We start from the raw sequence: 12,090 nt of genomic DNA, 5'->3' as shown, positions 1-12,090 counted from the left end.
AATTGGTATTTAATAAAAATTAATCATGAAACGAATCATTCTTACCGGTAGCAGCAGTGGGTTTGGCTGGCTTACTGCACAAACATTAGCTAAACAAGGTCATATTGTTTATGCTACGATGCGCAATGTTTCGACTACCAACGAAGCTATGGCGCAGAAAATACAACGGTGGGCCAGTGAACACAAAGCCGCTGTTCATGTGGTTGATCTTGATGTAACCGATGATGCATCAGTACAGGCAGCTATCGACTGGATTGTTCGTGATGCGCATGGGCAAATTGATGTACTGATCAACAATGCGGGGATTGCCATTACGGGGCTGAACGAAGCGTTGAGTCCGGCCCAGGTCAATCAGTTATTTCAGGTTAATGTGCTGGGAGCCGATCGGATGATTAAAGCCGTTCTGCCTTATATGCATCCGCAGAAAAGTGGCCTTCTAATTCAGTTATCGAGTGGATTGGCCCGGTTGCATTTACCCTTTCTGGGGGCCTACAGCGCCACTAAAGCAGCCGTAGATACACTGGCCGAAACCTATCATTACGAATTACGCTCATCGGGTATCGATTCGGTGATTGTTCAGCCCGGTGCCTATCCAACCACCGATCTGATTGCCAGACAGGCTCAACCTGCTAATCCGGATGTTGAAATTGCCTACGGTGCCGATGTGGCACAAATCAAAGCGGGTATCCGTCATCTGTTTACACCGTCTGCCCAAAGTCCGGACCCACAGGAAGTGGCCGACCTGATTGCAAAACTGGTTGATATGCCTGGCGGGCAACGCCCGCTGTGGAATCCGGTTGGCATTGGGGCGTCGCAGCCCTACCTTGAGCAACTCAACAACGGAACGGGGCAATTGGCGGGAGCTGTATTAAATGCCTTTGGGGTATCGGTACCAGCCTGACAAACTAGCCTAGCCAGCGATCGTTACTGCCATTTTGTAGTTACTGATCGCTGGCTAGCCGAATCGTTGCCGGGTCAATTTGCAGAACCATCCACTCATTTATGCGTTGAAGTGTACCACTCACCTGAATCGGAACGGCAACGAATTTCAGGATACGATCGTTGATGGCATGTCCCTGTTGATCCGTTAAAAAAAGATAAGTAGCTACCCCCTCCTGGTTTTTTAGGACAAAGACAGGCGGTATACCTCCAGAAATGCACCGGATGGCACAGTCGCGGTGGGGTTTACTTTCGCCCGGTTTCATGGCTCCAAAATAGCATTTAGGATCAACAATTTCACCCGTTAGTTTAACCGTTCCGAGGATAGTTTTTTGTAAAGGCGGTAGGGGTGATGCTGTTTTTTTTATCGACAGCAGGGACTGCTCCTGATCGGTAAGTTCCAGAACCGTCAGGCCATCGTAATAGAGTAGCGTACCGCTCAGGCGGACTAGACTTTCTGATTCCGATACTCCTTTTTGCGTATACGCCTGGAGTAGTGATTCGGCCCCAAATTTAAGGAAATTGACAAGCAGGATCGATTTATACACGTTTTGACCATTGGCGTCTTTGCCGAGCAATACCCGTAGGGTAGGTACCGGTGAACGCAATAACTGGCCTTCCACTTCGGTAAGCGTACCATACTCGAACTGACTCGTAGAAAATCCCTGTTCAAAGCGAGTAAGGGCAAACGCAATAAGGAGCAGATCAGTCAGGAGAATACCGACGATCAACCGCATCGAACGGGCAATACCAGCCGGGGCATTGGGCTGGTAGCCTATATAAAATTCATCGTTTGACATTGGATTTAGTAGCGGATGGGTTCAACATAAGTACCTTCGGGTAGCGGTGCTGGATTTACCCAGACGTCGCTGCCCGATAAAGCCAGTTCATAGGTTTCCACTTTTTCGGGGAATGGCGGGGGCGAGCATCCATCTTCGGGGCGGTATTGATAACCGTGCCAGGGACAGGTGATACAGCCATCAATAATTTTACCCTCGCCCAGTGGCCCATTCTGGTGGCGGCACACATTCGATACGGCCGATAGTTTACCATCATAGCGGAATATGGCAATGGTTTCATCGCCAGCCTGAACAATTTTTGCCCGGTTATTCCGAATTTCCTGCAGTGGCCCCACGCGTATCCAGCCGGTCGTATCAATCGTGATTGGTTTATAATCGGTTCGCCACGCTTGCCAGCCAGCAGCCAGATGCAGACCGATGATCAGCAACATCCCAAGCCCCATAAAACCAATTAAAACAGGGCTTTTTTCCAGTTGAATAACCCCTAGTACCACATGGAGAACAATGAGCGCATAAGCCATGTAGATAAGCATATGCACTGATTTCCATATCCTGGGGGTTAGGTTTTTCAGCCAGAAATCGTGGCTGGTGGCGGCCATAAAAAAGAAAATGACCAGTGCAAGCAATCCAAGGGGCTGGAAGGGGAAATAAATCGGGCCCGGAAACCGACTTCCTGCCGTCAATACAGACACAAGCGGGTTGGCGTTGCCGCCTGCGTGAAACTGAAGGATGTTGAACAGGCCGTGTACGCTGGCAATGATAAACAGACTGACGCCCAGATGGCGACGATTATAAAGCAGGGGTAGAAAGACGGGATTCAAACGGGCCAGTGGGCCAATGCTTAGAATAATATGCAGCATCAGAAAGGCCAGGGTACCCGTAGCCCGAATAATCAATGTTTCGGTCGTAATGTTGGGATGCAGCCAGGCATGTAGTCCTATAAACAGTGCCAGATACGAAAGTATGCCGATGGCGATAACCGTATCGTAGCGTTTTTTCTGGCGATTCCAGAGAATACCTGCGTAATTGACACTCATTTAGGGTAGCGTTAGTGTTTCTCGTTCCTGTTGTTTGATGCTATCGTACACCTGTAGCGTTAAGCCAGAGGGAGTCGCCAGCGAATCTGGAAGGGTAAACCGATACAAGCCACGCCCATCAAGTTTTCCAAGCAGTATCCGGTGAGGCCTGGCGATAAACAACTCATTGGCAGCGCCCACCAGTGGCTTCAGGACCACTATCTCCAATTGTTTACGTCCATCGGATTGCTTGCGGAGGGTAACCAGCAAATCGTCGGTCTGACGGCTACTGATGGGTATTGGGTAAGCCATTGGGAGTGATTGGGGAATAGAACTGGCAGGAGTCGTGGGGATAGACAACCAGGCCCAGCCTACTACCAGCGGTAAGCTAATAGCCAGCCCCAGCCAGGTATAATAGTGTCGGCGACGCAGGGAGGTGATCATGATGCTTTCCGCCATTTGATGAATAAAGGAAGCCACAGGGCGACAACACCGGGCCAGATCAACAGCTTGAATGGCAGGGAAGTATGACGAATACCCTCATCGTAGGTGGCGATGCCCCGACGAAGCAGAAAAACGGACATAACCAGACCAATGGTCAGGTAGAGCCCAATTAGCAGCAGGATAAATTGAACAAATAGCTCCATAGACAGTATGAAATGAGTGAACCAGTAACTGATTCATTGTGGTTTATTTCCTCGGTTGGACTAAATAGATTCGGCGTGTTGGCTTAGGTAATCATGGTATGAATCGGTGTAAATCAGAATGTTATTCACTCAGTCGCTGATTCAGCCATTGTTTTCAACACCGGCGTAAGCTATACCCGTTAGCCGGTGCATTTCATAGTGAAACGTAGCGAGATCGTACGGGTTGAAATCGCTTAGTCGACGGTGGCCACAGGCGCGGGCCACTACGGTCATCAAGTCAGTAGCCGCTTCCAGGAAATTTTTCAATTGTTGGGCCGATTGGTCAACCAGGAGTCGGGCGCGCAGGTTTTCTTTCTGAGTAGCAATTCCAACCGGGCAGTTATTGGATTCGCAGGCGCGCATACCCAGGCAACCGATAGCCTGAAGCGCTGAATTAGATACGGCAATCGCGTCGGCACCCAGGGCCAGTGCTTTAACAAAATCGGAGGGTACCCGTAACCCGCCCGTAATGACGAGGGTTACATCACGAACGCCAAGGCGGTTCAGATGGCGACGGGCTCGGGCCAATGCCGGAATGGTTGGTACATTGATATGATTTCGAAGGATAATGGGAGCCGCCCCAGTGCCGCCACCGCGCCCATCGAGAATGATATAATCGGCAGATGCTTCCAGCGCAAAGTCGATATCGGCTTCAATATGACTGGCGGCTATCTTAAAGCCAATTGGAATGCCTCCCGTTTCGGCCCGGACCTGGTCTGCCAGCTGGCGGAAATCGGCTGGTGTATGCAGATCGGCAAACGTTGCCGGACTAATGGCTGCTTCGCCTGGTTGCAGCCCCCGTACCTGGGCAATTTCGGCCGATACTTTATGGCCGGGGAGGTGCCCACCGGTGCCTGTTTTCGCACCTTGTCCTCCTTTGAAATGAAACGCCTGAGCTTTTTTTACTTTATCCCAGCTAAAGCCAAACCGGGCCGACGCCAGTTCGTAAAAATACCGGCTGTTGGCTTCCTGTTCGGCTGGGAGCATACCGCCTTCACCCGAGCAAATGCCCGTACGGGCCAGTTCAGCTCCTTTGGCCAGCGCTAGTTTGGCTTCGCGGGATAGCGATCCAAATGACATATCCGACACAAAAAGGGGCATTGCCAGCAAGAGCGGCTTTTGAGAGCGTGGGCCTATACGAACTTGCGTATCAATGGGCTCGTGGTCGAGCAGGGGCTTTCGGGAAAGCTGTGCGGGCAATAGCTGAATGTCTTCCCACTTCGGTAGCGTATTCCGATCGACGCCCATGGCTGCTACGGCCCCATGATGACCGTAGAGCGTCAGGCCGTGTTGAGCGAGGTGCTTGATGTATGTCGTGTAAGGCTCCGTCGATTCGGGGTGAGTGTCGGAAAAGTCGCCCAGATAAGTCTCACTTTTGAACGGTTGCGGATGGGCTTGTTCATAGGCCCGGATTTCGGTCCGATCAACCAAAACATGGCCGTCCCGGATATAGGTTGTGAATTTATGGAGGGCTTCGGCGTTGTTATATTCGCTGATTCCGGTATCGATGCGATAGTCCCAGCGGTGCAGCCCGCAGATAAGGTTATTGCCTTCAACCGTTCCGTCGGCCAGCAGGGCGCCCCGGTGCAGGCACCGACCATACAGGATAGAAACCTCCTCTTCGTAACGGATAAGGACCAAATCAATCGTGTTGACTTTGGCATAGGTAGGCTGGCGGTTGGGTAGCTCATCAAAGCGGGCTATGGATATTAAATCAACTACGGGGGGCAGGGAATTCATAGATGGACTCAGGTTAATGGATGGGTGTATTGGTCGATCAAATCAGAGCGCCATTGGTCATGATTTCTACCAGGGCTGGACCTGGATAGGCAAATGCGTCTCTGAGTGCATTTTCCAGTTCATTCGGTTGACTAACCCGAATGCCAAGGGCACCGCAATTGGTTGCAAATTCGGCGAAACTGGGATTGTGCAGACTTGTCTGCCATACATCGAGTCGATCGGCGCGTTGCTCTTTCGAGATTTTGCCGAGCTCGTTGTTATTCAGCAAAATATGTTTGATCGGCATCTGATACTGAACCAGGGTCGTAAATTCGGCCATATACTGACCAAAACCGCCATCGCCCGATACCGAAACCACTGGCCGTTGCTGACCCACAGCGGCCCAGGCACCCATAGCGGCCGGGAGAGCAAAGCCAATGGAACCCAGGTAGCCCGACATTAGAAACGATTGGCCACTGGTTTCGAAATACCGTCCGAGGGAGTAAGCGTTGTTGCCTACGTCGACACAAACTACCGCATTGCCAGGCGTATGGCGGCTAAGTGCCTCAAAGACGGCTATCGAGCTGAGTCCCATTGTTTGATCGTCCCGTAGTCGGTTTACTTTTTCGGCCCGCCAGATGTCCCATCGGTGCTGAATAGCCGGGCGTTGATCAATGGCCTGACAGGTGGTAAGCTCTTGCCGGAATAGAGAGGCTGTGGTTGCAATTTCTCCCCAGACGGGTACGTCGATCGGATGAAATTTAGCCAGTACGACTGGGTCGAAATCGACCTGAATCGTCGGGATTTTCGGGCTTATGCCGGTATGATTGGCGAATGATGAACCAAATACCAGCAGGAGGTCCGCTTCGTTCATCATCCAGCTTGCAATGGGCGTACCACTGCGGCCGAGCACCCCACAGGCCAACGGGTGGGTATCCGGAATGAGTCCTTTTCCTTTGAAGGTTGTAAGCACGGGGGCATTCAGCATTTCGGCCAGAGCCAGAATTGGTTCCATACTAAACCTAGCTCCATGGCCTACAATGATTACCGGTCGTTTAGCCCGTTGAAGTCTGGTTAGCGCAGCCGTTATTGAACCGGGTGCGGGCGTAATGGCGGGCAGGCCCATGCGGTGATCGAGCGAACTGGCCTGGGCCGTGCCGGATGCGGGTAGTTTCTGAATTTCGTCCGGGAAAGTCAGGTGTGACACGTCGCGGTTCAGGAGGGCGTGCTTTACGGCCAGCACCATGAGTTCGGCATGTTTACTGGTCTGCATAACCCGCTGGTTGAAGGCTGCCACCGAACTGAAGGCCTGCACCAGATCGACTTCCTGAAACGCTCCGGTACCCACCACCTGTGTTTGTACCTGTCCACTGAGTGCAATCAGCGGTGCGCGGTCATTTTTGGCATCCCACATACCCGTAAACATATTTGTAGCTCCCGGCCCGGCAATGCCAAAGCAAACCGCTGGCCGCCCGGTCAGTTTACCGTAGGCCGATGCGGCAAATGCAGCTGCGCCCTCATGGCGAATACCAATAAATGTTAGTTTGCCCGCTTCGGCCAGCCGACGCATGGCATCGGCAAGGCCCAGATTCGAATGGCCGACCATACCAAAAACAGTATCGACTCCACAGTTGACCAGCGTCTGCATCATGATGTCGGATAGGGTAGGCTGATGCGGAGCCTCTGGCTGGATGCCAACATAAATGCCATCGGGGCGGATGTCGATGGGAAACGTTCGAATGCCGTCGTCGTGAAAGCCGGGTGCCTGCCCCGTTTGTGGGTCAAAATCCCAGCCATGCCAGGGGCAGCGCAGCAGGCCGTTTTCGATCGAACCTTCGCCCAGCGGACCACCCTGGTGTGGGCACCGGTTATCGAGTCCGCAGATTTTTTTGTTATAATGGGTCAGGCAAATACTCGTGTGATTTGCCGTGACAGTCGTTACCCGTCCTTCGGGGAGTTCGTCGACAGTGTTCAACACTTTATACCAAGTCAGGTCAGTGGTTTCGGGCATAGTCAGCTACGGTGAAATTAGGTAAAAATACTTATTTGTACGTACTTAGACGACAGGATGCTACCTTCGTCCTGATAGCTACGGTATTTTTTTTGCTGGTAACGATTTCCTGCCATTCAGGTGCATCAGAATAGCCTCCCGAATGGTGTCTGGGCGTCGCCAGGGAATGAAATGGTTCATGCCGGGTAGCAGGCGTAGGTTCACAGCCGCATGGGATAGCATCCGCTGGGCAAACCAGGCATTCCCCGCTGGCACCAGTTCATCGGCATCGCCCTGAATAACTGTCACGGGCACCCGAATGCTGGCCCAGAGCGGCAGCATAGCCTCCAGCTCGGCTTTGAGGGGCAGAATTTCCCGGTTGCTGACATCCAGTTCGGCTGGCAGCAACCATCGGATCGGTATGGCTGCGCCAACCGGTCGATACCATTCCTGCTTTTCCAGAGCAGGGTCGATAGAGGGAGCCACCAGAACCAGCCCGCCCACCCATTGCGGATAGTCCATAGCCAGCCGGGCCGCAATGGGCCCACCCAGCGAGTGGCCAACCAGAATAGGCGGCTTAATCTTTGATACCTGTTGCAGAATGGGGGCAATGGCTGCTGCCTGTCTGGCTAGAGAGGGTTCGGGGTTTCCCAACCCGGATTTGCCGAACCCGAGCCGGTCTACTGAAAGTAGCTGTGCCTGCTGATAAAGACCCGAATCGGCAAAAAACGAAATGAATGCATCCCAGGAACCCGGCGACCCATGGATAAACACCACGGGAGGTAAAGTATCGGCTCCAATGTGGGCATAATGCAGGCTACGTCCTGCTATGGCGATGTGGTGAAACGTTGGTTTGATAGCTTGTTTGCTGAAGTAGTTCTGAATGGCTGAATCGGACATGCGGAGGGTACACTGATTCAATAGGATGACGGGTAACAGGCCTGCTAAAACCAGGCTCCCCCAACGGATCAACCGACGTTTTATACGAGAGGGCTCCTTCATACATGCGAGAATTAAGCGGATGCCTATGGTGAACAAATCCGCTGCTAAACTGAGGAATTATACGTACGGGTTGAAATCGAACTTTTCGATTGTGTCGTTTGGCCGACATTCGGACTGAATTTTCGTTCACATAGCCTCTAATCGCGCTTCCTACTACTTCGTCAATCGAATTACTGTCCTGGCAGATGGTTACTTGTGCCTGATAGTTCGTCCAAGAACTGGTGAGTGCTTTTATGCTGAGTTCGTTTATGAAATATTATTTTTTGTCATTACTCCTTATTGTCAGTCCACGGGTTGTGCAGGCGCAGGTATTGTCGGATCAGAACGTTCAGCCCGTAATTCTGAAAGCACTCGACTCGATTTACGAGGGCAACTTTCAGGAAGCCGACCAGCCTATTGCACAACTTCGGGGGCGATACCCTGAGCATCCTATAGTTCCTCTGCTTCAGGCCATGAAACTCAAATGGCAGTTTTTGCCCATCAATGAAAACCCCAAAGCTGTTGCACAGTTTAAACTGGCCTGTCAGCAAAGTATCGTTCTGGCAGGCAAGCTGTTAGAACGGAATAAAAAAGATCCCGAAGGAACCTTTTTTGCCCTGACGGCCCATAGCTACCTGGCCCTGATCTTTAACAATGATGGGCAGACGATGAAAGCTGTAAATGAATCGAAAAAGGCCTATGGGTTCATGAAAACGGGCTTTTCGCTGATTGAGCAGAATCCTGAATTTTACTTTACCACGGGTTTATACAATTATTATGTCGAGCGGTATCCCCTCGACAATCCGCTCATCAAGCCGCTTATGTGGTTTTTTCAGGATGGGGATATGGCACTAGGCCTGAAACAGATGGATATGGCCAGTCGGCGGGCTGTGTTTACCCGGATTGAAACCTGTTTTTATTTAAGTCATATTTACCTTGAACAGGAAAGTCAGCCAGAACGGGCTGCTTACTATACCAGAATTTTGGCCGAACGATTTCCGCACAATCCGGTATTCGTACTGCGTCATGCCGAGAGTCTGATGCTGGCTGGTCGTTACCAAGAAGCTCAGACAATGGTAGAGCAACTAAAACACCTGCCTCATCCCATGCTCCCAATGCCCATTGCGGTGCTGGAAGGGCTATTGCTGGAAAAACGTGAAAAAAACAATCGGGAAGCCGCCGGGCATTATCAGGCTGCCCTGCACATGCCCTATGTGGCTAATTATACCAGAGAATATCACGCCTTTGCCGAGGCCGGACTGGCTCGTATTGCGGCTCGGTCGGGCGATAGCAAACAGGCGCAGGCCCATTATAAAAAAGCACTGAAGCCGGCTGAGTACAAGTCGACTATCCGCGAAGCAAAACAGTATATGGCCCATTAACCAGACGGAGGCTCCAGGGCGGGAAAAACAGTTTGGCTGTCGACTGGGAGCTTTTATAGTAGAACGGGCGGGTTCATCGTCTTTGAAAGAACGAATAGCCTGGTTCCCGGAAATGGGAACCAGCCAACGACTTCTGCTACTGTATGCTTGTCCTTCTGTCCGTTCTACAGACTTTTCTGGCTGCAACCTTCTGGCTTTGGCAATTTCTGGGTCGGTTACATCCATTGATCGTTCATTTTCCCGTAGCGTTATTGTGCGTAGCCCTGTTGCTGGAGGGAGTTGGGTGGTACCGAAAATCGAATCAGTGGCAATCGGCAGTTTGGGCCATGCTCTGGCTGGGTGCGGTTAGTGCCGTGTTGGCGGCTATTCTGGGCCTGATGCTGATCGGCCAGGATGAATACAGCGGCCAAACCGTTACGGTTCACCAATGGGCGGGATTTGCTACGGCTGCTTTGGCCGTGGGTACACTGCTGACAGCCCGTTGGGGAACGACCCGGCTGTATCGAACGGCCCTGGTACTAACAGGGCTAGGCGTTTGCGTGGCCGGGCACTATGGCGCATTGCTGACCCATGGCGAAGATTACCTGTCGAGCGTACTTCCCGGAAAAAGCAACGACGCTCCGTCAACTGCTACTCCTCCTCTGGCCTTTGCCAGCGTTAACGGACCGTTGACCGATAAGCAGGTTGAAGCATTGAATCTGGACGTACGGACCATTCTGGCGCATAACTGCTATAGTTGCCATAGCGCAACCAAAACTAAAGGCGAGCTTCGGCTCGATAAAAAAGAATTGCTGTTGAAAGGGGGTAAGAATGGCATGGTTATCAAACCCGGCCATCCCGACGATAGTGAACTGATCCGGCGGATCACCCTGCCAGCCGGGCATAAAGAAGCCATGCCCACCAAAGGCAAACGGCTGACCGATAAGGAGGTTGCATTGCTGGCATTCTGGATCAAACAGGGTGCTCCCTGGCCAACTGGGGCCGAGAAAAGTATATATCGGGTTGCAGCGCTGGCACCCCGATTGCCCGTTGTGCCACCCGCAACGGTCGATATCACGCAGCCCATCGACCGGTTTGTCAGTGCCTATTTTCAGCAGCATAAAATTGCCTGGAAAGGCGTTATCGACGATCGGACCTATATCCGGCGGGTCTATCTGGATGCCATTGGACTCTTACCGACACCAACCGAGGTGCAGGCGTTTCTGGCCGATCATCGACCCGATAAACGGGAGCTACTGGTGAAAAATCTGCTCAACCGAAACGATGCCTATGCTCAGCACTGGCTTACGTTCTGGAACGATGCGCTGCGGAACGATTACACCGGAACGGGCTATGTGACCGGTGGACGCGCCGACATTACAACCTGGTTATACGAATCCCTGAAAAAGAATAAGCCCTACAACTGGTTCGTGCGGGAATTGATCAGCCCCTCGAAACAATCGGCCGGGTTTATCAAAGGAATCCAGTGGCGGGGAACCATCAACGCAAGTCAGCGAACCGAAATGCAGGCCGCCCAGAATGTAGCGCAGGTTTTTCTGGGATTGAATCTCAAATGCGCATCCTGCCACGATAGTTTTATCAGCGACTGGAAACTGGACGATGCCTATGCATTTGCCAATGTTTTTGCCGACTCTACCCTGGAAATCAACCGGTGTGATAAGCCAACCGGAAAGATGGCCGGACGGCGGATATTGTACCGGGACCTGGGCGAAATCAGCATCGATGCCCCCACCGAGCAGCGTCTTCGGGAACTGGCCGATTTTCTGGTGCAACCTAAGGATGGCCGACTCTACCGAACGGTTGTCAACCGGATCTGGGCGCAGTTTATGGGGCGGGGCATTGTTGAACCCGTCGATGCCATGGATAATGAACCCTGGAGCCAGGACCTGCTCGACTGGATGGCCTACGACTTTGTTCAGAATGGCTACGACCTGAAAAAACTTATGTATGCCATCCTGACGTCCAAAACATACCAACTGCCTTCCGTTGGGGTAAAGGATGTGGAGTTACTGACGGCTCCGTCCTACACCTTTGAAGGCATGGTGCGTCGTCGGCTCACGGCCGAACAATTTGCCGATGCTGTGAGCCGGGCGTTCTATCCCATGTATCAGGATACGTCGGTGGTGGAGATGTTACCGAAGCAGATTCATCAGGTAATTCCGTTTCCGAGAGCTGCACTGGTTAAAAATGATCCATTTCTAACTGCGTTGGGGCGTCCTAATCGGGAAACGGTGAGCACGGGCCGAAGTTCGCAGGCGAACCTGCTTCAGGCACTGGAATTAACCAATGGAACAACGTTTAATGAAACACTCAAACGCGGTGCTGAGAAGTGGCAAAAACGATATCCATCATCGGAACTGCTGGTGAAAAATTTGTACTGGCAGGCGTTAGGGCGCGAACCATCTCCAAAGGAACTGGCCGTAGCCCAGAAGCTCATGGGGACGGTTCCCAGTGCCGAAAGTATTCAGGATTTGGTATGGGCCATTGCCTTACACCCCGAATTTCAGTTGATTTACTGAGGTATGGGTAGCAACGGATCGATTGATTATAACAACCCACAGTTAGGCTTTCCGACTC

At 52.0% G+C, this 12,090-nt stretch carries 10 protein-coding genes; 3 read left to right on the top strand and 7 right to left on the bottom strand.

Features of this window, described 5'->3' with window-relative positions:
* Positions 1-25 precede the first annotated feature (25 nt).
* Positions 26-901 (top strand): SDR family oxidoreductase, encoded by an 876-nt coding sequence (locus tag WBJ53_RS15900; RefSeq protein ID WP_338867828.1) that lies wholly within the window; start codon positions 26-28, stop codon positions 899-901.
* Between the two features lie 40 nt (positions 902-941).
* Here WBJ53_RS15900 and WBJ53_RS15895 read toward each other — a convergent pair whose 3' ends face one another.
* The 7 genes from WBJ53_RS15895 to WBJ53_RS15865 form a co-directional block, all read right to left on the bottom strand.
* Complete coding sequence (locus tag WBJ53_RS15895; RefSeq protein ID WP_338867826.1) at positions 942-1,739, bottom strand: hypothetical protein; 798 nt, start codon at positions 1,737-1,739, stop codon at positions 942-944.
* A gap of 5 nt (positions 1,740-1,744) precedes the next feature.
* Positions 1,745-2,776, bottom strand: a complete 1,032-nt coding sequence (locus WBJ53_RS15890; protein WP_338867824.1) for a Rieske 2Fe-2S domain-containing protein — start codon at positions 2,774-2,776, stop codon at positions 1,745-1,747.
* Positions 2,777-3,199 (bottom strand): hypothetical protein, encoded by a 423-nt coding sequence (locus WBJ53_RS15885; protein WP_338867822.1) that lies wholly within the window; start codon positions 3,197-3,199, stop codon positions 2,777-2,779.
* Positions 3,196-3,402 (bottom strand): hypothetical protein, encoded by a 207-nt coding sequence (locus tag WBJ53_RS15880; RefSeq protein ID WP_338867821.1) that lies wholly within the window; start codon positions 3,400-3,402, stop codon positions 3,196-3,198. The genes WBJ53_RS15885 and WBJ53_RS15880 overlap by 4 nt, the downstream gene beginning before the upstream one ends.
* Before the next feature lie 141 nt (positions 3,403-3,543).
* Complete coding sequence (locus WBJ53_RS15875) at positions 3,544-5,181, bottom strand: glutamate synthase-related protein (RefSeq protein ID WP_338867819.1); 1,638 nt, start codon at positions 5,179-5,181, stop codon at positions 3,544-3,546.
* Between the two features lie 37 nt (positions 5,182-5,218).
* Positions 5,219-7,171: a thiamine pyrophosphate-dependent enzyme gene (locus WBJ53_RS15870; protein ID WP_338867817.1), complete on the bottom strand. Its 1,953-nt coding sequence runs from the start codon at positions 7,169-7,171 to the stop codon at positions 5,219-5,221.
* Positions 7,172-7,249: 78 nt separating this feature from the next.
* A complete protein-coding gene (locus tag WBJ53_RS15865; protein WP_338867815.1) occupies positions 7,250-8,152 on the bottom strand; it encodes an alpha/beta hydrolase in 903 nt (300 codons plus the stop codon).
* 248 nt (positions 8,153-8,400) lie between these two features.
* Between WBJ53_RS15865 and WBJ53_RS15860 the strand changes: the two genes are divergently transcribed.
* Together WBJ53_RS15860 and WBJ53_RS15855 are read left to right on the top strand one after the other, a co-directional pair.
* Positions 8,401-9,513 (top strand): hypothetical protein, encoded by a 1,113-nt coding sequence (locus tag WBJ53_RS15860; protein ID WP_338867813.1) that lies wholly within the window; start codon positions 8,401-8,403, stop codon positions 9,511-9,513.
* Positions 9,514-9,656: 143 nt separating this feature from the next.
* Positions 9,657-12,032, top strand: coding sequence for a DUF1549 domain-containing protein (locus tag WBJ53_RS15855; RefSeq protein ID WP_338877130.1), 2,376 nt, complete (start codon positions 9,657-9,659; stop codon positions 12,030-12,032).
* The last annotated feature ends 58 nt before the right edge of the window (positions 12,033-12,090 follow it).

The organism is Spirosoma sp. SC4-14, assembly GCF_037201965.1.
In the GTDB taxonomy this organism is placed as follows: Bacteria; Bacteroidota; Bacteroidia; order Cytophagales; family Spirosomataceae; genus Spirosoma.
Note: the sequence above shows the minus strand (reverse complement) of the source record. Positions and strands in the feature narration are given on the sequence as shown.